The following is a 23302-nucleotide window of genomic DNA, read 5'->3' as shown; positions in this document are numbered from 1 at the left end:
AGAATGAATTTAATTTATATATTTGCAAGCCGAAAAAATACACAGATAATATAATACACAAAATGACGAAAGCGGAAATTGTATCGAAAATCTCAGACAAACTGGGAATTGAAAAAGGAGATGTGCAAGCAACGGTTGAATCCTTTATGGAGGAAGTAAAGACTTCTTTGGAAAGTGGCGATAATGTATACCTAAGAGGATTTGGTAGTTTTATCATAAAGACCAGAGCGGAAAAAACTGGTAGAAACATTTCAAAAAACACTACTATAAAAATACCGGCACATAATATTCCGGCATTTAAACCTGCCAAGGTTTTTGTAGAGGGTGTCAAAAGTAACGTACAAGTAAAATAATATAATAATCTTTAAATAAGAACTTTATGCCGAGTGGTAAGAAAAGAAAGAGACATAAGGTAGCTACCCATAAGCGCAAGAAGCGTAGAAGAGCTAACCGACACAAGAAAAAGTAGTTGTAACCAACTACTTTTTCGTTTAATACGTTCATTGACATAGAAATTCGAAATCGAATTTCGACGGGTTTATACAACCTGTAATTACTATTGTTTAATCTATTTGTTCGTACGCCAAATTGGCTGTAGTGGACAGATATAAATAAAATCAGGTGAATAGAGAATTAATCGTAAGATCTAGTTCCAACGCCGTCGATTTTGCCTTACTAAAAGAAGGAAAACTCACTGAATTACACAAAGAGGAAGACAATAACGATTTTTCTGTTGGCGATATATTTTTGGCCAAAGTAAGAAAACCCGTTACCGGTCTTAATGCTGCTTTTGTAAACGTAGGTTATGAAAAAGATGCCTTTCTGCATTATCATGACCTAGGGCCGCAATTATCCACGATGTTAAAATTCATAAAACAAGTGAGCACCGGAAAGCTCAAGGATTATTCCCTGAAGGACTTTCCGTTGGAAAAAGATATTGATAAGCATGGCACCATCAATGATGTCATAAAATCGAATCAATCCCTATTAGTACAGATTGTTAAGGAACCCATTTCCACCAAAGGGCCAAGAATAAGTTCTGAGCTATCGTTAGCCGGACGTTATTTGGTCATGGTGCCTTTTTCCGAACGCGTATCGGTCTCTCAAAAGATCGCCAGCAAGGAGGAAAAGGATAGGTTAAAAAGGCTTGTAACAAGCATTAAACCTAAAGGATTTGGTGTCATCATCCGAACAGTCGCCGAAGGCAAGAAAGTCGCCGAACTGGACAAAGATTTAGAAAATTTGCTGAACAAATGGTCAGCAATGTGTAAAAAATTGTATAAAGCACCCACCCCATCAAAGGTATTGGTAGAGCTCAATAGGGCCTCCAGTATATTAAGGGATGTCTTCAACGATTCCTTTACTGGAATACATGTTGATGATGAAACGCTTTATAACCAGGTCAGGGATTATGTACAGGAAATTGCCCCAGGCAAGGAATCCATTGTAAAACTCTATAACTCTCCTGTTCCCTTATTTGAAAAATTTGGGATAGAGAGACAGATCAAAACTTCTTTCGGCCGTACGGCCACTATGAGTAAAGGAGCCTATTTGATCATAGAGCACACTGAAGCTTTACATGTTATTGATGTGAACAGCGGAAACCGATCCAATAAAGCAAAAAATCAAGAAGATACTGCTTTAGAGGTAAATATGCTGGCAGCTTCGGAAATAGCAAGACAACTACGCCTGCGCGATATGGGTGGAATTATCGTTATCGATTTTATCGATATGGTAAAAGCCCCTCATAGAAAAAAACTTTTTGACCATCTTCGTGATGAAATGAAAGATGATCGCGCCAAGCACAAGATCTTGCCGCCCAGTAAATTTGGCCTTGTACAGATCACCAGACAACGGGTACGACCCGAAATGAATATTAAAACAACAGAAGTAGATCCTAATCGTGCGGGTCTAGAAGTAGAAGCTCCGATTGTTTTAATAGACAAAATTAATGTAGACCTAGAAAAACTTTTGAAAGGCCCTAAAAAGGACAGTAAGATCACTTTGAACATACATCCCTTTATTGCGGCTTACCTTACCAAAGGTTTTCCATCAATCCGTTCAAAATGGTTTATGGAACATAAGAAATGGATCAAGATCCAACCTAGGGATGCCTACACGTATCTCGAATACCGTTTTAAAGACAAGAACGGCAAAACAATATATTAGTGAAACCCTGTTTTCCAAATGGAAAATAGTAAGTTTAACTAACCCTGAAGCCTAATTTTCAGGGTCTTTCAAATTTCTAAATAGAGAGATATCCAATACAAAGCGACTTCGGAAACGGAGTCGCTTTTTTTGTTGACACCAACTTCAAAGTTTTATCCAATCTTTCTTAACTTAATACCAAATAACCTTATTTTGTCGTTGTCATTTAAATTATCCTATTTGGCCTTGGTATGACCCATTTTCAATCTTATAAAACTTAAATCCGAACCTTGTTCCAAAAATCAAAGTCATACACATTATTAGAAGCGACCAAAAAATTGGAACGCTATTGTGCCTATCAGGAACGTTGCCACAAGGATGTGACTACAAAACTGAAGGAAATGCGTATGATTCCAGAGGCGATAGACCAAATAGTGACCCATTTGATCCAAGAGAATTATTTGAACGAGGAACGCTTTGCCCAAAGTTTTGCACGTGGTAAATTCAATATAAAAAAATGGGGAAGAAATAGGATTGTAAATGAGTTGAAACAACGACATATAACAAGCTATAATATCAAATCCGCCTTAAAGGAAATCGATGATAACCGCTATCTGGAAACCTTGGATGCCCTTGCCCAAAAAAGGTTGGATTCGCTAAAGGACACCGATATTCAAAAACGAAGGCGAAAACTTGCCGATTACCTGCTTTACCGTGGTTGGGAAAGCCATTTGGTATATGCAAAAATACAGGAACTCATTAAATGATGTAAGTTCATTTCACTCTCTATGTCCGGTCGAGCGAATTCGAGACCTTTTCATTTATAATTTCTGACTTAGCGTCTCTGCCTGAAGTAATTGATGACTATTTATCAGATTAGTAACAATTTAGAATATAAAACGCAGCCTGACAAAAGTCAGAATTCCCGATCAGGGAAAGCACTATAGCTTATTGGTTCTTTCAATAGCCTGTTTGTTTTTCCAATCTATCCATTTTTGACCCTGTAATTTTCGCATCAATCCGTCATAATTACGCATTACTATGACATTGTAAAAAGCGGAAAATAGATTTTTTGGGCTCCTGGCAATGGAACGCAAGCTCATGGAAAACCCCGGTGTCACATACCGCATATAGTGCCAATAACCCTCGGGAATATATAAGACCTCCCCGTGATTTAAATGGGTCTTATACCCTTTGGCATTCTTTAAGGCAGGCCATTGGTCAAAATCAGGATTGGCAAAATCGATACTCTCATGGGTAATCAATGAATGAGGTACTTTGTATAAATGATCACTCTCGGATTGCGGAAACAGGATACACTCCTTCTCACCCTCAAAATGGAAATGGAAAATATTGGCCAGGTCAATATCAAAATGCATAAAAGTATAAGAATCACGCCCTCCAAAGAAAAGCATGGGCAAGGTTTTCATTAATCGAAGTCCAAAATCGGGATAGGTAAAATCCTTTTGCAATTCGGGCACCTCCTTTAAGATGTTCCAAAGAAAAATGCGGTATTTGGTAGGCTCTTTTTGAAGCAGGTCGATATAATCGGACATCTTCATCCTGGCGTGGGGTTCATTAAACCCATCCTCGTGATGTACGGGACGGTCATCGTACAAGGGAACCACCTTATCCCCAGCGACTTTACGCATATATTCCAAATCCCATTTGGAATAGGCAGGCCAATCCTCAATGAACCGTTCGATCACAACAGGTTTTTGAGGCTTAAAATATGTGTTTAAAAAAGCCTCTTTGGTAATGGTTTTTACCCTAGGTATTTCGTTTAAGTTCAAGTTCAATTGGGTTGAATTATCCAACAAATGTATGAAATCCCTTAAAATAGGTATTCAAAAGCCCTTGTAGAAATCACATCTTCATAATAATCTATAGAAGTATCTAAATTATGATTGCTATTTAAAACTATAACGCAAACCAAATAACACGTTACTTGGTGGCATTGGTGTAAAACCCGATTCAATATAATCAGCATCAAAAATATTGTTTGCCGATATAGAAAGTTCCATCTGTTTTAATTGAAGCATTATAGAAGCATCCCAAACGTTATACGTTTGCCCTGTGGTGCGTTCAGCATATTTGTAAACGATGCTTTGACTAATGTTTTTAAACAACTGTGTGCTTAATCTGGTTGTATAGTGATGCTTTAAGGTGTTCAAAGCATAACGCGACAGTTCCTCGTTTTGCTCTAAAATATTATCATCCAAAAAAGCATAACCGATTGCTAAAGTTTGATTGAAATTATTCAGCTTAAAATTATAGGCCACATCAATTTCCAGACCTTTGGTATTCACTTCTGCAATATTGGTTGCTGTAAAAATTTCTTCAATAGTATTGGGTCTTACAAAGTCAATAAGATTATTTGCATCTCTATTAAATACAGATAGACTTGCTCTAATGCTTGGTGAATTATATTTAATGCCAATTTCTTGGGCAAAGGCTTCTTCTGGTTCTAAATTTTCATTTCCATTAGTTCTTGGGTCGCTGTAATATAAATCGGTGTAGGTTGGAATTCTATAGGTGAAACCAATGTTTCCATAAGCTTTCAGGTTATTGGTAATATCGAACCCTACATCCAATCCAGGGAATCCATTAAATTTAAAATCTGAAAAATACGTTACGGCAACACCAGGAGTAATGTCCAATCGGTTATCTATAAACTGAAATCTGTGTTCTAAGAATAGCGTCGTCATAAAACGATTACGTTGGCCTAAATTATTACTTCGTAAATACGTTTTAGACATATCGATTCCAAAACCAGTTTCACCTAATTCCGATTTATAAGACGCATTGGCTTCTGCTCCAATTTTATTCGAAATATGGAAGTTTCTGAAAAAATTAGGTTCAAAACGTTTTAACAGAAACATATCTTGGTTGCGTTTCCAATACACACGAGGTTGGATTTTGAATTTTTCAGATTGAAATTTCGTGGTCAATGCCATTAAACTGTTTTGGGTTTCTTCGTATTCATTAAAAGCTGGATTGGTGGTGTAAAAATTTTCGGCACCAAACTTACGTTCAGAAAATGTGGCAATCATTTCAATAGGTTGATCTTTTTTATTGAAAACGCTTTTTAAGAAATAGTTGGAATTGTTATAATCTGAATTGTTTCTATACCCTTCGGACGTCATTTTTCCAGCATGAAAAATATGTGTTGAATTCTCCAATTCAGAACCTACGGTTACGGAACCATTTAGCTGACCAAAAGAACCAGCTTCAAGATTTGCGGAAACAGCATTGTTTAAGTTCGATTTCGTGACAATATTAATAGCACCTGTAAAAGCATTCTGCCCAAAAACTCTAGCTGCAGGACCCTTAATAATTTCTATGCGCGCTATAACTTCTAGCGGCAAAGAAGCATTCATGGTGTGATGACCTGTTTGTGCGTCGTCCATTTTTATACCATCAATCAATAAGAGTGTTTGATCAAAACCACCACCTCTAATAAATAAATCAGCCTGACTTCCGCCAGTGCCACGTCTTCTAATGTCTATACCAGCAACTTGTTGTAATAAATCTGCAATGGTAACGGCAGAACTATTTTTAATATCAGTTGCCGTAATAATATTTATGGTCCTGGAATTCTCCTTGAAGGGTAAATCAATTCGTGTTGAAGTAACCACAACTTCACTTAAAGAATCGATTTTTATGATAGGCTGTTCTTGTTGAGCATGTAATTGAAATGCACAAATCAGTAAAAATGTATAAAGTAAGACTGTATTTTTCATCTATTTGAATTTTGCAATGGTCGTCATTGCATCAATTAATTTAATACTGCAAAAGTCGTAACTTTCCGGACGATTAAACTAGTCCAGTTTTAAAACAATGAATAGTCCGGTTATTGACATATTAAAACAACTTGTCACATTCGACAAAGCGATTGCGCAACCTGTTTATATACAAGTAGCACAACAAGTTATAAATGCGATACAACGTGGCTATTTAGAAAAAGGCAGTAAGTTACCTGGAACACGTGTTTTAAGTCAATTTTTAAACATCCATCGCAATACAGCTGTAGCTATTTACGAAGAATTGGCCTCACAAGGTTGGGTAGATATTATAGCCAATAAAGGGACTTTCGTTTTGGTGCCGGAGGAATCCACTGTAAAAATCAAGGCAACAGCCCAACATATCCATCAGGCTTATACGTATCCGAAAGTGGTTGGTTTTCCGTTTCAACAATCATTTCATTTGGCTTCAACAGTACAAGAAACGACGGCTAAATATTCCATTAACGATGGTAAGCCCGATTTGCGTTTGCATCCAGTACATCAATTTTCCAGATGGTATAGTGCTGCCATGAAACGAAAACCATTAATTAATAAATGGAATAAGACAAGTGCGTTGATTCCTTCGGTTTTTAGTACACAACTTTGTAATTATCTAAACGCAACACGAGGATTTCATATAAAACCAAATAATCTAGTAAATACACGTAGCACGGAAATGAGTCTGTATATAGTCTCACAACTATTAATTAAACAGGATGATTTGGTGCTGGTTGGGCAGTTGAGTAATTATGCAGCCAACATGATTTTTCAACAAGCAGGCGCAACCATTAGAACGATTCCTGTAGATAGTGAAGGTTTAAATATAGAGTATATCAAAAAGCATTTTGTTAAAGGAAGTATACGCTGTGTGTATGTTTGTGCCAATAGGGATTATCCTACAACCGTAACGTTGAGTGCAAAACGACGATTACAATTATTGCAATTCGCAAAGACACATGGATTTGCCATTATAGAAGATGATTACGATTATGATTTTCAGTTTGAAGGTTCTGCAATGTTACCCATGGCCAGTGCAGATGCCAACGGAATGGTTATTTATTTGGGCAAGTTGGGACAGTCGTTATTTCCAAGTTTTCACACGGGCTTTGTCGTGGCACCGGAAAACTTAATTTCCGAAGCTAAAAATTACCTGCAATTACTGGATAAACAAGGCGATTTAATACAAGAACAAATGCTTTCTGAATTGATTTCTGAAGGCGAAATATATAGACTTAAGAAAAAAAATATAGTCACTTACAAACAGCGTCGTGATAGTTTGTGCCATTTTTTAAACTATTATTTTGAAGGTGTCATCACTTGGGAAATACCCTTAGGTGGTTTGGCGATATGGCTGCAATTTGTAGAAACAATATCATTGGTGAAACTTACCGAGGAAGCCGAAAAATTAGATTTATTCCTGCCAAAAACCATTTTATATCAAGATAAAAATACCTGTGCTATCCGTTTCGGTTTTGGGCATTTAAATGAAGAAGAACTGGAAATCGTAATCAAGAAGCTGAAAAGTGCCTATAATAAGGTCATTGATCTTTGATAGGACATTCAGTTTTTGCAATCATCACATTTGTATTGAAGACCTGCGCCAAAAGCGCAATATAAATAATTGGGACTTAGTAGTTTAGAATAAAAAAGAGTTATTCAATTTTTCAAGGTGCCATTTCCCTGGCATTACCCATAGTACTGGTTTTTTTGGCGAATACGTTTATTTTACAAAAAAACCTAGTCGCTTTTCACAGCAACCAGGTTTATTTCTACTTAAAGGACAATCCTTTACCTATTTTTCCGAATCGTCTTTTAACTCTTCTTTTTTATTAGATTCATCTTCTTCTGCCATGGCCGCATCAACAACATCTTTTCCTTTTAGATATTCAGGTAATTGCATTCCTGCCATATTGAACATTTCCTGCAATGGTGGTACAGATTTATACATTCCAGAAATAAAATTGGCAGTAGAACCTTTTCCATCGGCTGTCTTAGCCCCTGAATCCCATACCGTGACTTTATCTATTTTTATGTTCTTGATGGCCTCTGCTTGTGTTCTAACGAGCTCAGGAAGTTTATCAGCCACCAATAACAGTACGGCATCTTTAGGACTATCCCCTGCTGCTTTTACAATCTGCTCTAAACCTGCAGCTTGCTTGGTCAATACTTCATACATACCTTTTGCTTCTGCCTGCGCTTTAAAAAGTATGGCATCTGCCTCCCCTTTTGCTATTCTACGGGTTTTTTCCGCATCGGCTTCTGCATCGATCTCCACTTTTTTCTTATCTATTTCCGCTGGGACCACAATATCCGCCATTTGGGAACTACGCTCCCTTTCCGCCCTGGCAATCTCCGCATCCTTTTCAGCAGCATACGATTCTTCCAATGCTTTCGCTGCCTGAACTTTTTCCGCAGCGATTGCGGTACGTTCGGCCTCCGCCTCACGTTGTCTTCTTAGGGAGTCGGAATTCGCCACATTGATCTTGGCAATGTTTTCCCCTTCTACCGCTTTGGCGTTTGCCGCAGCAACTTGTGTCCGTTCATCCTGTACGGCATTGGCCTCACCAATAGAACCATCCCTGGTTTTCTCTGCTACCGATTTTCTTGCTGCGTTAATGGCATGTGCCGCAGCTTCCTTACCCAAAGCCTCTATATAACCAGACTCATCAACAATATCGGTAATATTCACGTTGATGAGCTTTAAACCTACTTTTTTTAATTCGGATTCTACACTCTGGGAAATATTGGTCAGGAATTTATCCCTATCCGAGTTGATTTCCTCAATATCCATAGAAGCGACTACCAAACGTAGCTGACCGAAAATGATTTCCTGGGCTAGGTCCTGTATTTCATTTTGACCAAGACCCAAAAGTCGTTCTGCCGCATTTTGCATAATGCCGGGTTCTGTAGAAACCCCAATGGTAAATCGCGAAGGCACATTCACACGGATATTCTGCTTACTCAAGGCATTGACCAAATTAACTTCTATTGAAATAGGGGTCAAATCCAAAAATTGGTAATCTTGGACCACAGGCCAGATGAATGCAGCACCACCATGGATACATTTTGCAGAATTCCCACCACCAACTTTACCATAGACGACAAGAATACGATCCGATGGACAGCGCTTATACCTACGTATAAATGAAATGATAATGATGAAAAAGAAAAGAATTGCAAAACCAATGGCCAGCAATGAGGCGCCAGCGCCCAGTTGTAATGGTAATAAGAACATTTTGGTTATTTATTTAAGAGTTGAACAATCAATATTCCGTTTTCGGTGACCTCCGTAACCTTTACCACATCTCCTTGGTGCAAGTCTTTATCTTCCTCGGTAAGCGCATCAAGTTCACGTAAAGTCCCTTGCACACTTATACTCACCTTACCTATGGTAGACCTATTGGCCCCTATGGTCAAATATACCTCCCCGATTTGGTTAAGGGCATTTTTAAGTTTTAAGGTTCCACTACTTTGCAATTTACTCAAATAGTAGAACAGCGAAGCCATGGCCAACATCATCAATAAACCGCAAACAACGGAAATCACAATGGTCGTTGCTTTGGAATACCCACTTTCCAAACATGAGACACCTACCCATCCGAAAATGGTGAAAAACCCCATTAAATTCTTAAAGGATAAAAACTGGAAATCAATACCTGTATCCGATTCTATATCGGTATCGACATCTCCGCCCAAATCATCAACATCGCCCCCTATAAAGGTCATGGCCAGCAGGATCAATAAAACAATTGATGATACTATAGCGACAATCCAATAGATTTTTTCAAACGAAGTCAATGCGGCAAACCATTGTTCCATAATCTTGATTTTAGGTTGGTATAAGAAAGATACTGAATTTAATAAGAATAATCCTATTCATTAAACGGAAAGTAAAACCGATATTGCATTTCCTCCAAAACCAACGGCATTCACCATTACTTTCCTAATTTTCCCGGGTCTTTTATCTTCCACACCAAATGGAATATCAATAAATTCATTATGCCGTAACATGAGGAGGGTAAATTCCAAACTCAACATTCCCGAAGCACCAAAAGTACGACCCACTTTCCACTTATCTGTAGTAAGCAACGGTAATTTGTTGTAGAATATTTTATCAATTGCCATTTTTTCCAATCAATCCCCACGAACGGTTCCCGGAGCATGCACAACGACAATATCAACAGCATTGGAATCCATAGTGCCTAATTCCTCATAGCCTCTCTCGAAACGAACAATGCACATAGCACCCAAACCTAGGCAACACTTAGATTTTCAATCCCATCTGAACAAAAAATAAATCAATTTTTTTTCGGTCCTTTTGCAAATCATTTGGTATTATATATATCTTGCAAGGATGGGAAACAATCCCAAGAAAATACATGTCTTACACGCTTATAAATTCGATTTTGAAGAACCATGCCGAACTAAAGGATAGAACGGTTTTCTTGATTATATCCTGCGTTTCACTCTTTATACGCCTCCCCTTTTTCTTTAGGGATTACATTGACCGGGACGAAAGCACATTCATTCTCATGGGACAATCCTGGGTAGAAGGGCATTTGCCCTATACCGAACTTTGGGATTTAAAACCACCCATTACTTTCCTTGTTTTTGCAGGGATCATTTATGTTTTCGGGAAGAGTTTTATCGCCATTCGCTTGCTTGGGGTACTACTGGTAACCAGTACCGCATTTTTCACTTATAAGATCGGCCAAGAGGCCCATTCCAAAAAAACAGGTCTTTGGGCCGCTCTTTCCACCGTGATACTCCTTTCTTTATTTGGAAGCTTACAAGGGGTTATGTCGGAACATATTTGTATGGCCTTTTTTATGCCAGGATTATATCTTTTGATAAAGTACAAAAAATGGAAAACGACACTCCTAGCGGGATTGCTTTTGGGTATAGCCGTTATGACCAAAATGAATATTGCCTACGCCCTTTTATTCCTCGGGATCTTTATATTTTATGACCATAATAAAAAACAGCATTGGACCAAAGCAATAGGGTATTCCTCGTTATTTGGATTGGGTATTCTCCTGATCATTGCCTTGACATTATTACCCTATTATTTACAAGGAATTTCAGAATTATGGGTGTCATCGGTATTCAAGGCTCCAATGGCCTACATAGGTGCACGCAGATATTCCATTCTTAAACTAGCGCCCACTTTTGTGGTATTGGCCGGCTTTTTCTTTTATACATGGAAAAAGCAACTACTCAATTTTAAGATAGTACCTATACAATACGTACTTGTGGCAGTATTGGGTGTACTTTTCGCTTTTTACAAAGGAGGGCGAATCAACGGGCACTACCTGATCCAACTTCATCCCATGCTATTAGTATTGGTGGCTATAGCGCTAAACAAAATGGAAGTTTTCAAAAGGATCAAATGGAAACCTTATTACCTTTTTATACTCTTATTGATTCCGATGGAAACCTATCTGGAGTATATCAATATTGCCAAAAACAAGTATGAGCGGGATACTTTTTTCAATGGTGAGGGGATATCGGTGCCCAAATATATTCAAGACAACAATCTAGACACCAAAAACATCCTGTTTCTGGGATACCATATAGGATATTGGGCGTTGGATGCCAAGCCTCCCACAAAAGCGGCTACCCACCCCAGTAATATTTGTCGTGATGAATTATTTCCTTTCCACAATAACGTAAGAACCACTTCGATGGAAGAACTTCGGTATATCATGGAAACCCTTCAACCCAAAACCATAGTTACGAGAAAAAACAGACGTGTCTTCGATAAAAAGGAAGAAGACGAAAACAGCTATATTGATGCCTATTTAGTAAAACATTATAAAGTAGTTGCTACGGTGGAAAAAGCAGAAATTTTGCAACGCTTAGAGCGATAGCAAAGCCGGACGTAATTGATCGGCATATTTTTTAATGACGGCTTTGTCAAACGTTTCTTCCTCACTGATCCTACCCAAGGATTTTACCCCGGTCTTTTTTAGTATGATGCTTTCCGTAGTGGGGTTTTCATCACCACTGAAAATCAATGACACATCATACCCTTTTAGTTGAAGCCAATTTACCGTCAATAAGGTATGGTTTATACTTCCCAAATAATGGCGGGAAACCACGATTACCTTGTAATTGGGCAATATCATATCGAGCACCGTATCATTATCGTTCATCGGCACTAACAACCCACCTGTCCCTTCAATCACCAAATGGTTTTCGGTCCCAGGTTCATAGATCCCATTGACATCTATGGTGATACCATCGATTTCCGCAGCAGCATGTGGACTCATCGGCGTATTGAGTTCATAATCGGAGGGGTGTATCTTCGATGTACTATTGGAAATCAATCGGGCCACCTTATGACTATCGGTATTATCCAATTCCCCTGCATGTACCGGTTTCCAATAATCGGCTTCCAATGCCTCGGCTATAATGGCCGAAACCATCGTTTTACCCACTTTCGTTGAAATCCCTGTTACAAAAATCCTATACATGCTTATCTGGTTTAGTAATGATGCCACAATTTAAGCATTTGTATTTTTTATCTTCGAAAAAAGGAAAAAGTTTATAAAAAATGGTCTTTCGTTCAAAATAGGCCTCCGATTTTTGGGCCTTGCAATTGGGGCAGACAATGGGGTTACCGTCATCATCGATGGCATAGGCCCGTACCTCGTTATAGATTTCAAGGGCCCTTTCCTTATCCTTGGCATATACCTGCAATTTAACTCCGCCTATAGCATGACTGATCAAAGGGTCCGAATTCAAAGTATTTTCATCCTTCAAAAAAACCGGTATACCCTCTGACTCGAGTTTTCCTTTCAATATTTGCACATCGGCAACGAATTCAAAAGAAGCCAGGATATAAAACTTTTCCTCCATAGGGTTAAAGGTACTTTTTCAAAAATTATAAAACCATTTTTATTTCTTTCTGTGTATTGTAATTATTTGGGCAAAACGTAAACGTTCCTAACCCGCAGGCACGGTAAGGGAAAGTATGGGCTGCACCGACACCACACGGCCTTACCGTAAGTATCGAAATAGCTGCAAAAAACCAACGTTCATTACTAGTCCATTACTCGGTCGGATTCGAACTTAAAAATACCCACACCTCAGATGGCAGGAATGGAAAATGATTAGGCTTGGAACGCTTTGACTTTTACCCAACAACTCCAAATCGTTTTAACCCACTTCGAATGTCACAATTATTCTTTCCAAAAATAATCACACAAAAATTCAAATCCCCCAAGTATCCGGTAATTAACCACTTACCATATATATTAATAAGACTTTAACTACACCATAAATACTATTTAATTTACTCCCTTAACCAATATAAATGTTAAAAAAATATGTGCAACTCATCGAATAAATTATAACGAAATGTTAATTTTAACGTATTTTAACAGTTTTAAGTGAATTTCTTTTGAATAAAATTTTACTCCTGTTCCTCATGTGTGGTACACTAGGTTTCTCCCAAAGTATAAACTTTGACCAATTGGGTAAAGAGAAATGGCTTAGGTATAATGGTGGTGTCGCTGCCAATGCTGTCTTCTATGACGGTACGGCGAACAGGCAAGACTTGACCTATTACCTAACGGGAAACCTGAATTTCAATATTGCCGGGGTTTACAACATACCCTTATCATTCACTTATTCCAATCAAAATTTCGACTTTCCCAGTCCTTTTAAGTTCAATAGGCTAAGCCTACACCCTTCCTATAAATGGGCAACGGCGCATTTGGGTGATGTTAGTATGACCTTTTCCCCATACACCTTAAGTGGACACCAATTTACAGGTGCCGGTTTTGAATTGGCACCGGAAGGAAAATTCAGCATAAGCGGAATGTATGGCCGGTTTTTAAGGGCAACGGAATACAATGGGGAAGAACCCAGGGCCATTACCTCCTATAAAAGAATGGGATATGGTGTTAAGGCCAGTTACGATTTTGATTTTGCTAAATTCGGTGTTATCCTCTTCAAGGCTTCCGACGAAGAAGAATCATTGGAAAACCCTTTTCCCATAGAATTGGGGCTTTCTCCCAAAGACAATGCCGTACTTTCCTTTGAATCCCAATTCAAGTTATTCGAAAAAGCCCAATTGAGGATGGAGTATGCCATTTCCGGGGTAACCGAAGATACAAGGCTTACCGATGCCAGAGCTGATAGCGGGTTGCTTTCTTTCTTATTGGATGAGAACATCAGCACCGATTATTATAATGCCTTGAATGTATCCTTGGACTATCCTGCCGGTAACGGTACCCTTGGTGTAGGCTATGAACGCATTGACCCGGATTACAAGACCTTGGGCGCCTATTATTTCAACAATGACCTTGAGAACATTACGGTTAACGCCAATCAAACCTTATTCAACAATGCGTTGAATATCAGTGTTAATGCCGGACTTCAACAAGATAACCTTAACAATGCCAAAACTTCGGACCAACAACGTATCGTAAGTTCGGTAAACCTTAATTATACGGCTTCGGAACGATTGGGTCTTAATGGTTCCTATTCCAACTTCCAATCCTACACCAATATCCGGGATCAATTTGATTACATTAACCAAGTAGGGGAATTTGACAATGTGGATACCCTGAATTATCGCCAAATATCACAAAATGCCAATTTGGGTATCAACTATATCCTTAAAAAGACAGAAACCAAACAGCACAGCACCAACCTCAACTTGGTATACCAAAACAGTAACAACCAACAAGAGGGTGAAACCATCGAAGGTGGAAAAAACTCGTTTTATAATGGGGTTGCTGCCTACACCTTGGGCTATCCCGAGCAGGCATTGAGCATATCATTGGCTGCAAATGCATCGTACAATACGGTTGCCGAGGACAACAATTTAACCCTGGGCCCTACCTTGGCCATCGGTAAGCAGTTTTTCGACAAACAGCTGCGTACCAATTTATCCAGCTCATATAACACTTCCTACGCCAATGGGGAACAACAGAACAACGTTTATAATTTTAGATTGGGGGGTAATTATCTATGGTTACAGAAACACAATTTCAGTCTAAACTTTTTGGCGTTATTCCGAAATTCCACATTGAATACCGGTAGGGACCTCACGATTACCTTTGGATACAGTTATGCTTTTGACAATTTTAAACTGAACATAAGAAAAGGCAACCGATATCCCAACGAGCGTGACCCTAGGAACCGCATGGGCACCTTGAGTTTCAGATATCGCAATGTATCATATAGCGGAACCATTCCTGAACTGAACGAACAGTTGACGAATGTATTCCAAAGTTCTCAATTCGCTGCCATTCCACCATTTAAGAAAGATGACCTTGCCCTTCTTTTGGCCATCACCAAAGAGCAGAAAAAAGAAGCGGATTATAAGGAAAATGCCATGGTATTTCTAAAGGAACTCTACGCCTATGATGACTTTCTAAGCACCTATAACAACGCACTTTTCAGTGTCATAAAGCGCGTAAAGTACGATATGCGCAGAATAGATATGATACTTGAAAACAGCTTTGTACAAACCAAAGTAAATGTAGACAAGCATATTTTAAAGACCAATCCTGACAAGAAAGATGTTAGTGAGGAAGAATGGACCACCTATAAGGAGCTTATTGCAGAACAGGAAGAACGACTGCAGAAGCTCGTAGGACACCGCTGGATGGAACAACGCTTCAAGAATTTCAACAGTCTTGAAGAAATTGAAAACCCAAGTGGATATTTAAAACAGTTTGTGAAACAAACCAATGCGGAAGCTTTCAAAAAATTTGAGGCGAATGGGGATTTGGATGCGTTGGAGTACTATCTGGAAACGGAAATCATTGACTTCTATTACCAGAAATCCTTGGGAATCGTGAACCCAGATAATTTCCAATTGAAATATATCAATAAGAATTAAAGCAGTAGGCAGTAGGCAGTAGACAGTAGGCAGTAGGCAGTAGGCAGTTAAGAAAATTAAAATGTATAAATGATAAAAAGCTATTATGAAAACACCCCTCGCCAACGCCAGAACTCGCGAGCAGTTATCACTGCACCGTCCTCAAGGGGACAATTATTCCTCTTTTGAAAGGGAGAGGCATAGTCAAGGGAACGTATTAATTCCCCCTTTGAAGGGGGTGCCTGCAAGGCGGGGGATGTATTCCTCCTTTGAAGGGGGTGCCCGCAGAACGGGGAATGTATTCCCCCCTCGAGGGGGGAGTAAGAAGGTGTTAATGTAAAATGGGGGAAATTGAATTACACCCCTATAATCCCCTCAAGGGGATAATTAAAAAATAATGAAAAACAAAATAATTCCATATGACCCAAAATTAAAGCAACTGGCAAGGCAGTTACGTAAAAACAGCACCTTGTCCGAGGTATTGTTATGGCAAAAGATAAAAAATAGAGCTTACGGGGTTCAGTTTCATAGACAAGTACCCCTATTAAATTATATAGTTGATTTTTATTGTCATGAGTTAATGTTGGCCATAGAGGTTGATGGAAATAGCCATGATCATAAATACGAATACGATAGTAAAAGACAAAATAGATTGGAAAAAGAAGGAGTATGTTTTTTACGATTATCGGATAAAGAAGTGAAACAAGAAATGTTCAGTGTATTATTAAAAGTGGAACAAACAATTGATATTTTAAGTGATAAACAAAAACACCCCTAAAGTCCCCTCAAGGGGACAATTATTCCTCTTTTGAAAGGGGGAGGCATAGTCAAGGGGACATATTAATTCCCCCTTTGAAGGGGGTGCCTGAAAGGCGGGGGATGTAAAAGGGTTGATTCAAACTCAACGTTGAGTGTTACAAGTATAAGTTAGAAAATGAATAAGATGTTAAACATATTTAAGTACATATTTTCCTTTTTTGGAAAAACAAGCCTTATGGTATTATGTACATTGTACACTGTTCTAGGTTATTCACAGAACTTCCCCGTACAGGTCATTCCGCAGGCCATACCCCCCGCTCCTATTCATTTTTCCGATTATGCCGATGCCAGTACCGTCAGTAGTCCGTTACGGGTACAGATCATCCTTAATGACCTGGAGATCGCCAATCGCGAGGTACGCCTAAAAGCCCATTTTCAAGGCAATGGCATTACATTCCAAAGTAATGATATCGTCGTCGGTGCCGACCCCTTGTTTTTAGAAGGCGGGGTACCCTTAATATTGACCAATGTGGAGTTGGCCCCATACTTCCAATTCCAGAACATTACGGGAATTTCCCCCAACGTTTATGGGCAAGCCATTCCCGAAGGCGCCTATCAATTCTGTTTTGAGGTTTATGATGTATTATCGGGGAACCGGCTTTCGAACAAAAGTTGTGCCACCACGGTCGTATTCCAAAACGAGCCGCCCTTTTTGGTCATGCCCCGTGATAAGACCAATATTGAAGAGATAAATCCCCAGAGCATTGTTTTTCAATGGACCCCACGAAGTATCAATGTCACCAATGTGGAATATGAATTGAGCCTTGTGGAAATCTGGGATACCCAAATAGACCCCCAAGCCGCTTTTTTAAGTTCTCCCCCCGTATTCCAAACCACCACAACGGCAACCACCTATGTGTATGGCCCGGTAGACCCCTTATTATTGTCCGGCAAGAATTATGCGTGGCGGGTACAGGCAAGGGCCAAACAAGGCATTGAAGAAATAGGGCTTTTTAAAAACGAGGGGTATAGCGAGATTTTCTCTTTTAGCTATGCCGGCAGTTGCGATTTACCCTTAAGTCTAAACCACGAGGTAAAAGGCAGTACCAATGCCAATATTTTCTGGGACGATTTTACCACCGATATTCCAGAATACACGGTTCGTTATCGCAAGAAAGGCAATGACAATGAATGGTTTCTTTCCAAGACAACGACCAACCAGCTTACCCTTTGGGATCTAAAGGCAGGAACGACCTATGAGTACCAAATACAGAAAAAATGTACGGTTACCGGGAGCGACTGGAGCCTAGCCAAGGAGTTTACAACGTCATTGGAGTTTGAAGAAGAAAGTGTGATAGACTGTGGTATCTCACCCGATATTAATTTAACCAATACGGATCCTTTGGCCAGTATTAGTACAGGAACCTCTTTTAAAGCAGGTGATTTTCCAGTAAAAATTACAGAGGTCAGTGGCAGTAATGGTCGTTTTACCGGTAAAGGTTTTGTATCTCTACCCTATTTAAAAAATATTAAAGTAGCTGTTGAGTTCACCAATATCTTGATCAATACCGACCAAGAAATGGCCGAAGGCACCGTAAATACCGTTTATGACCCTACATGGAAGAATATGTTGAGCGTTGATGAGACCATTGAGACTGTAGATAATGCAGTGGATGCTATTACTGACTTGGCCAACTCAATTGGAGAGGCACTTAATTTAGATATAAGTAAAGACACTAAAGAAAAAGTAAATCAAATTGTGGACGCCATGGTAGCTAACATGAATAATGAAGATTTACCAGAGGAACTTCTAAATAAAATTGAAACTGCAGCAGCACAAATGAAAGAAGCAAAAGAGCAATATGATAATGCTATTGCAAATGGTGATACAACAGCAGCAGAAACTGCTCAAAACAATTTTAATACTGCTCAAGGTAATTTGAAAGAAGCTCAAAAAGAAGTGGAAAAATATAAAGATGAGGTGGCTGACTTACTAAAGGAAGCTATTTTGGATTTATATAGAGAGGGTAGAGATATTAAAGATGTTATTGTATCTGAATACAATGCGTTGCTTTTTGATTCCACTCAGAATAATGAAGATTCTATTATTGAATTTGGTTTTTCAGTAATTGACCAAGGTATTGTCGAAAAAGAGAAATTAGATAGTCAAACTGTAGAGGCATTTGATATAGAAAAAACGTATGCAGTTTATCTTTTCTCAAAAGTTTTATCTGAGGAAGTTGAAAGTGATTTATTTTCTGCATTTTTAGAAAACGCAAGAGAAACTGGCAGTGATTTTTCTAATATAATTTCAGAAAATCAAGATACTCCTAAAGAACAAGTTATAGAACTCTTAAAGGAGGAATTACGAATCGTATTTATTAAAATACTATTGAAATGATAAAAAAATATATTTTAACGCTCTTTTTGTTATGTTTTTTCAAGGTTTCATTTGCAACTGAAAGGGATTCTATAATTGAACTATCAGATCAGTTTTACCAAGATTCTGCAGTTCAGTTAGATTTTCTTTACAATCGAAATAAAACTGAGAACCAAAACAAATGGTACATTTTCTTTTTAGGAAGTAATTTGGAAGAATTAGAATACATAATTCAGGAATCGCAGTATAATGATAAATATGATCAAACTAAATTAACGGCATTAAATAACAAATTAAGAGATTTAAATTCAAAAAATCCAACCCATGAGGTTTACGCTGCTCTAACTGATTATGAGAAAACTTTAAAAGTTGTTTCTTTATTTAAAGGAAAAACGATAAATGAGCATGTTGAGGAAATACAATCGCAAAGATCAGTTACTGATGGTACTGGAGATAGCCCAGAAAGAACGGAATTAGTATTAGCAGAATCTGCCATGAAAAATTTCAATGCTGTTAAAACTGATATTCTTGATAAGATTTACGACAGAACAACTGCCTTTAAAACTTCCACAAAATCAAATCACTTTTTGGCTTATGTGATGAACATTACGTATGAGACTATTGCAAATTATGAAGGTGATGCTCTAAAAAAACAGTTTTTCACTTGGGGAATGCATCCAAAGAAAAAAAATGGAGCTATAGATAAAGCACGTTTAACCGAATTATATAAAAGGTTTAAAACAGAACCAGATAAAAGTAACTTATATAGGTTTGCGGAAGTAAGATTGGAAAGTGTCGTCAACGCATTGGAAAATTACATTTTACTGCCTTCTGTAGAAGGGTTAGAAACAGGAATAGGTCAAGAAATATATCAACTTTACGCTGATCAATTTACAACAGGTAGTCAAGAGGATAAAAAATTGATAGAACTTGCTAATTTTCTTACTGAAAATTATAAGGACGAAAAGTTTGTAGTTGATATTGGGTGTATAGAATATAATTGTGAAGTTATTGATGATCTTATAACTGCAATAAGCGAAAAAAATATTAAAACAAAAGAAGAGTTTGATGAAGTATTTCCGTATCGAAATTATGCCCGAAATTATATTGATGGAAAAAATGATTTTACATTTTATTATTCTTCAATTGACCTTTGGGAAAATCTTGATCTCAACACATATAACCTTAACTCTTTTGATTACTTAATTGAAGACAATGGTGTTGAAGATAAATATCACTATTCTTTAAATGACCTTTTCGCCCGACATAAAGCTTTTAATGATCCTGATTATCGTAATATAAAAACAATAATCTTAGATACTGAAGAGCTAGGTCAAGCTTCTTCAGTGAGTCAAACAGAATTTTATGACCAGTATTATCATAAATACGATACCGATTCGGCGTTTTACTTTATAGCCGAATGGAGTGCACGGTTTGCACAAGAACCATTAGCAGCTTTCATGGTTCATCGACTAGTAGTAACTCACGGTGCTTTTTTGGTTCAGCAACTTATAGTTCATTTGGGTGAAGGACTAGCCGCACAAATAATTAGGGAAAAAGGCAAGGATATGATGTTGGGCGCCATAATCGATTATGGCATGCAGGCCACTATGAACTATTATTTTGACCCCCGTTTTGAAAATAATTTTAAGGACGCATCAAATCCTGCAAATATAAACCTAATTTCTGTAGCTGCTTCAGCAGGGGAAAGTGCTTTAGACATCCAGAACAAATATGCTGCATATGGAATCTCCGCACTAAATGGTTGCTTTGTAAATGGTTGGACAGATGCAAATGGTTTTAGAGATGATTTTAATGTTGGCGAATGTGGTAAAGGAGTAGCTGCGGCTTTTATTGCAAATAGAGTTGCGAAGTATCTAAAAATTCTTGCAAAATACTCAAAAACCCAGATAACGAAAGGGCTCAAAAAAATGGGTTTTGATGATGTGGAAATCGAAAAAATAATAGATGATGTTGATCAGTCCGCAGATGAACTCATGACAGGAAGTAACAAGTTAGATGATATATTAAATGGCAAAGAATTCGATGAGTTATTTGAAAAGCTTAAAAACCTTAATTCGACCCCTAATAGAGCTATTAGATATGCTAATAAAGCAGCGTTCAAAGACGCTTTTGAAGATTTGTTTGAAAATGTCGATAAGACAGCAATAAAATCATATGATGATGTTATTGAAGATTTAGATAATCTTTTAAAAAACACACAAAAACTTGAAGGCGAAAATAATCTTAGAGATTTTGTAGATGAAATGATGCAATCTGCTAATAAATTTAAAGCTGCAGCAACTTCTTTAGAGGTTATTACGAATCCCAACAAGTATTTTAACCAAGGTGTTGAGTTAATTGGTTTAGAAGATGCTATCTCTGCGATAAAAAATAGCGGTAGATTCAGGTTTGACATAAAATTTAAAACTAATTCTGGAGAAGTAATAGAAATTCTTGTTGATACTAAAAATTATAAAAATATCTCCGGGGTTTTTAGTGATTCAGGAATGAAACAGTTTAAGGCTTACTTAGCTAAAGTCAAAAGCTTCGATGAACTTAAAATTATACAACAAAATCGTCCTCCAAATGTAACCATCGACAAAATGAAAAATGCATTTATAAATGCAATTAAAAATGATGCAAAAGGAGTATTTGATGCAAACCAAAATTTATTTAAAAGTCTTAAGAATGTGGAGAACAAAACTTTTATAGAAGATTGGGAAGATTTTGCCTCTTTTATTGGAACGGAAAAGTTTAACTCGCAAGTAACCGATTTAATTTTACAAGTTACCAAATGATAAAAATTCAAGAAATATCTCAGATTAAGGATGTAAAATTCGCTTTTGAATCCATTGTTTTCCTCAAAGATTGCAAATTGTATGTGGACAATAGAGAGGTGTTTATGTGTTCTGAAAATGTTGAACGAATTGTTGTTTGGAATGATAAATTACTTCTATTGAATGATTTAAATAAGGTAGAGTATGTTCTTGACAATTCTTATGAACTAATACCCAATCAAAATTTCAAAGAATTACGTATTCGAAAATCCATAGATAAAATTTTATATTTCTATAAGAAGACTACTCCTAGAACCTATGGGTTCTTGGAAAATGAAAAAGATTTTCAAACAGACCTTCCTTATTCAAATATTCATGTCTCGCAAGGATTGGTATTTGACTCAAGTTATTCAACTGTTGAGCGAATAGATTATAATTATAAAGTTGTTTGGAAACATGTCCTCTCACATCTTGGAGAACTTGAAGGAAGAACCGAAAATCAGATGGATGGGTTTCAAAAATTTATTGGAGTTGCACATAATAACCTATGGGTCTTAGCAAAAAGTGGGAGCCTCATTGCCATAAATACGGAAACAGGTGTTTTGACAAAGACATTTGAATGGGAAGACGAATATGTAGATGGTAAAAGGTATCGCCCCAACCCAACTGATGCTTTCATTTATGAAGAGGATAATAATATTTATAGTCTTGGAGCCTATTTTATAAAAATAAATACCAAGACACTTCAAATTGAGTCAAACAATTTACTAGTTGATGAGCTTCATAATGGAGATAAGATTGAAATAAGATCAAGTTCTGTTCAAGGTCAAAATATCTCATTCATTGCAAGTTTTTATGGAACTTCTTGGGTCAAAATCATAGGTCTATTCTCAATAGCAGAGAAAAAAATCATTTGGGTGCACGAGCTTTTCGGAGTAGATGAAAATAAATTTATACCTAGTTTCAACACTCCGCAGCTAACCGAAAACAAACTATATATTTTAGACAACGAAAAAACGTTGCACATTTTTGAAAAAGATGAACACGCATAAGGAAAAGGAAGATAAGTGGCATGAGGCAATATTCTTTGGCATGATAGACATTGCCATTGCGATAACCCTTTTATTCAATGGTTTTACTGCTATGGCAGAAAGTTTTCTCGGAAATGATGAAATAGAAGGGGGACCAAACAAATACAAGGCAATAATTGCTTTTGTTTCAAAGGTAGAAGGTGGTTGGTGGAAATATTTGATTGTAATTATTATCCTTTTTATTGGTTTTAAAAGTATAAGAAATGGAGTTCTAAAATATAAAAAAGGCAGAAAATAAATTGATGCCCCCGCTAGCGCGAGCGTCACGCTTGTATTGGGTAAAAGAATGAGGAAACAATGATTATAAGACGTAAATAAACACCCCTGTAAAGTAGTGCCCCCTCTACTTTACCGTCCCCTCAAAGGGGACAATAAATCCCCCTTCGAAGGGGGTGCCCGAAGGGCGGGGGATGTAGGATCGAACCGATGTAGATAGAAGGAAAAACAGAAAGATGAATAAAAAAGATATAGCCTCCTATAATTTTTTTGGAGGTACTTAAACACGATAAACTTAACGTAGT

The 23302-nt window shown here is 37.6% G+C and carries 18 protein-coding genes; 11 read left to right on the top strand and 7 right to left on the bottom strand.

What is annotated here, in order from left to right; all coding sequences use genetic code 11:
• Window positions 1-62: 62 nt before the first annotated feature.
• The 3 genes from LX92_RS02675 to LX92_RS02665 all read left to right on the top strand — a co-directional run bounded on the left by LX92_RS02675 (window position 63) and on the right by LX92_RS02665 (window position 2915).
• Complete coding sequence (locus LX92_RS02675; RefSeq protein WP_013306152.1) at window positions 63-353, top strand: HU family DNA-binding protein; 291 nt, start codon at window positions 63-65, stop codon at window positions 351-353.
• 268 nt (window positions 354-621) lie between these two features.
• The gene (locus tag LX92_RS02670; protein WP_109648717.1) at window positions 622-2169 is read left to right on the top strand and encodes an Rne/Rng family ribonuclease; all 1548 of its coding nucleotides are present in this window, start codon (window positions 622-624) and stop codon (window positions 2167-2169) included.
• Window positions 2170-2438: 269 nt separating this feature from the next.
• Entirely contained in the window at window positions 2439-2915 is a 477-nt protein-coding gene (locus LX92_RS02665) for a regulatory protein RecX (protein ID WP_109648716.1), read from the top strand.
• 174 nt (window positions 2916-3089) lie between these two features.
• Here LX92_RS02665 and LX92_RS02660 read toward each other — a convergent pair whose 3' ends face one another.
• Together LX92_RS02660 and LX92_RS02655 are read right to left on the bottom strand one after the other, a co-directional pair.
• Window positions 3090-3947 carry a cupin-like domain-containing protein gene (locus LX92_RS02660; RefSeq protein WP_109649047.1) on the bottom strand — a complete coding sequence of 286 codons (858 nt, stop codon included), beginning with the start codon at window positions 3945-3947 and terminating at the stop codon, window positions 3090-3092.
• A gap of 111 nt (window positions 3948-4058) precedes the next feature.
• The gene (locus LX92_RS02655) at window positions 4059-5891 is read right to left on the bottom strand and encodes a TonB-dependent receptor plug domain-containing protein (protein ID WP_109648715.1); all 1833 of its coding nucleotides are present in this window, start codon (window positions 5889-5891) and stop codon (window positions 4059-4061) included.
• Window positions 5892-5988: 97 nt separating this feature from the next.
• Here LX92_RS02655 and LX92_RS02650 point away from each other — a divergent pair, with 97 nt between their 5' ends.
• Complete coding sequence (locus LX92_RS02650; RefSeq protein WP_109648714.1) at window positions 5989-7485, top strand: aminotransferase-like domain-containing protein; 1497 nt, start codon at window positions 5989-5991, stop codon at window positions 7483-7485.
• A 240-nt stretch (window positions 7486-7725) separates the two neighbouring features.
• Here the strand turns inward: LX92_RS02650 and LX92_RS02645 are convergent, their stop codons facing one another.
• Genes LX92_RS02645 through LX92_RS02635 form a run of 3 tightly spaced genes read right to left on the bottom strand, consistent with a single transcriptional unit; the run spans window position 7726 to window position 10058 of the window.
• Window positions 7726-9168: a flotillin family protein gene (locus LX92_RS02645; protein WP_109648713.1), complete on the bottom strand. Its 1443-nt coding sequence runs from the start codon at window positions 9166-9168 to the stop codon at window positions 7726-7728.
• Window positions 9169-9173: 5 nt separating this feature from the next.
• Window positions 9174-9752, bottom strand: a complete 579-nt coding sequence (locus LX92_RS02640; RefSeq protein WP_109648712.1) for a hypothetical protein — start codon at window positions 9750-9752, stop codon at window positions 9174-9176.
• Between the two features lie 60 nt (window positions 9753-9812).
• Window positions 9813-10058 carry a hypothetical protein gene (locus LX92_RS02635; protein WP_109648711.1) on the bottom strand — a complete coding sequence of 82 codons (246 nt, stop codon included), beginning with the start codon at window positions 10056-10058 and terminating at the stop codon, window positions 9813-9815.
• Window positions 10059-10312: 254 nt separating this feature from the next.
• On the opposite strand from LX92_RS02635, the gene LX92_RS02630 reads away from it, so the two are divergent.
• Complete coding sequence (locus LX92_RS02630) at window positions 10313-11803, top strand: ArnT family glycosyltransferase (protein WP_109648710.1); 1491 nt, start codon at window positions 10313-10315, stop codon at window positions 11801-11803.
• On the opposite strand, the gene bioD is transcribed toward LX92_RS02630, so the two are convergent.
• Both bioD and LX92_RS02620 read right to left on the bottom strand, forming a co-directional pair.
• Entirely contained in the window at window positions 11792-12409 is a 618-nt protein-coding gene (bioD, locus tag LX92_RS02625; protein WP_109648709.1) for a dethiobiotin synthase, read from the bottom strand. The genes LX92_RS02630 and bioD overlap by 12 nt on opposite strands.
• On the bottom strand, window positions 12402-12794 hold the full coding sequence (locus LX92_RS02620) for a putative signal transducing protein (RefSeq protein WP_109648708.1): 393 nt from the start codon (window positions 12792-12794) through the stop codon (window positions 12402-12404). The genes bioD and LX92_RS02620 overlap by 8 nt, the downstream gene beginning before the upstream one ends.
• Before the next feature lie 544 nt (window positions 12795-13338).
• Here LX92_RS02620 and LX92_RS02615 point away from each other — a divergent pair.
• From LX92_RS02615 to LX92_RS02590, 6 genes are all read left to right on the top strand, one after another.
• The gene (locus LX92_RS02615; RefSeq protein WP_170117782.1) at window positions 13339-15792 is read left to right on the top strand and encodes a TonB-dependent receptor; all 2454 of its coding nucleotides are present in this window, start codon (window positions 13339-13341) and stop codon (window positions 15790-15792) included.
• A gap of 376 nt (window positions 15793-16168) precedes the next feature.
• The gene (locus LX92_RS02610; protein ID WP_109648706.1) at window positions 16169-16549 is read left to right on the top strand and encodes an endonuclease domain-containing protein; all 381 of its coding nucleotides are present in this window, start codon (window positions 16169-16171) and stop codon (window positions 16547-16549) included.
• A 216-nt stretch (window positions 16550-16765) separates the two neighbouring features.
• Entirely contained in the window at window positions 16766-18931 is a 2166-nt protein-coding gene (locus LX92_RS02605) for a fibronectin type III domain-containing protein (RefSeq protein ID WP_170117781.1), read from the top strand.
• The gene (locus tag LX92_RS02600) at window positions 18928-21711 is read left to right on the top strand and encodes a hypothetical protein (protein WP_109648704.1); all 2784 of its coding nucleotides are present in this window, start codon (window positions 18928-18930) and stop codon (window positions 21709-21711) included. The genes LX92_RS02605 and LX92_RS02600 overlap by 4 nt, the downstream gene beginning before the upstream one ends.
• A complete protein-coding gene (locus tag LX92_RS02595; RefSeq protein WP_109648703.1) occupies window positions 21708-22742 on the top strand; it encodes a hypothetical protein in 1035 nt (344 codons plus the stop codon). Before LX92_RS02600 ends, LX92_RS02595 begins: the two co-directional genes overlap by 4 nt.
• Window positions 22720-23019 carry a hypothetical protein gene (locus LX92_RS02590; RefSeq protein WP_146197790.1) on the top strand — a complete coding sequence of 100 codons (300 nt, stop codon included), beginning with the start codon at window positions 22720-22722 and terminating at the stop codon, window positions 23017-23019. The genes LX92_RS02595 and LX92_RS02590 overlap by 23 nt, the downstream gene beginning before the upstream one ends.
• The last annotated feature ends 283 nt before the right edge of the window (window positions 23020-23302 follow it).

It is taken from the genome of Maribacter polysiphoniae (assembly GCF_003148665.1).
Classification (GTDB): domain Bacteria; phylum Bacteroidota; class Bacteroidia; order Flavobacteriales; family Flavobacteriaceae; genus Maribacter_A; species Maribacter_A polysiphoniae.
This window is presented reverse-complemented; position numbering and strand designations above follow the sequence as displayed.

Bases quoted from the DNA above. Each gene is read 5' to 3' on its own strand.
- LX92_RS02650 (WP_109648714.1), top strand. From the start codon at position 5,989: ATGAATAGTCCGGTTATTGACATATTAAAACAACTTGTCACATTCGAC.
- LX92_RS02605 (WP_170117781.1), top strand. From the start codon at position 16,766: ATGGTATTATGTACATTGTACACTGTTCTAGGTTATTCACAGAACTTC.
- LX92_RS02635 (WP_109648711.1), bottom strand. From the start codon at position 10,058: ATGGCAATTGATAAAATATTCTACAACAAATTACCGTTGCTTACTACA.
- LX92_RS02645 (WP_109648713.1), bottom strand. From the start codon at position 9,168: ATGTTCTTATTACCATTACAACTGGGCGCTGGCGCCTCATTGCTGGCC.
- LX92_RS02620 (WP_109648708.1), bottom strand. From the start codon at position 12,794: ATGGAGGAAAAGTTTTATATCCTGGCTTCTTTTGAATTCGTTGCCGAT.
- LX92_RS02610 (WP_109648706.1), top strand. From the start codon at position 16,169: ATGAAAAACAAAATAATTCCATATGACCCAAAATTAAAGCAACTGGCA.
- bioD (WP_109648709.1), bottom strand. From the start codon at position 12,409: ATGTATAGGATTTTTGTAACAGGGATTTCAACGAAAGTGGGTAAAACG.
- LX92_RS02640 (WP_109648712.1), bottom strand. From the start codon at position 9,752: ATGGAACAATGGTTTGCCGCATTGACTTCGTTTGAAAAAATCTATTGG.
- LX92_RS02595 (WP_109648703.1), top strand. From the start codon at position 21,708: ATGATAAAAATTCAAGAAATATCTCAGATTAAGGATGTAAAATTCGCT.
- LX92_RS02655 (WP_109648715.1), bottom strand. From the start codon at position 5,891: ATGAAAAATACAGTCTTACTTTATACATTTTTACTGATTTGTGCATTT.
- LX92_RS02600 (WP_109648704.1), top strand. From the start codon at position 18,928: ATGATAAAAAAATATATTTTAACGCTCTTTTTGTTATGTTTTTTCAAG.
- LX92_RS02675 (WP_013306152.1), top strand. From the start codon at position 63: ATGACGAAAGCGGAAATTGTATCGAAAATCTCAGACAAACTGGGAATT.
- LX92_RS02630 (WP_109648710.1), top strand. From the start codon at position 10,313: ATGTCTTACACGCTTATAAATTCGATTTTGAAGAACCATGCCGAACTA.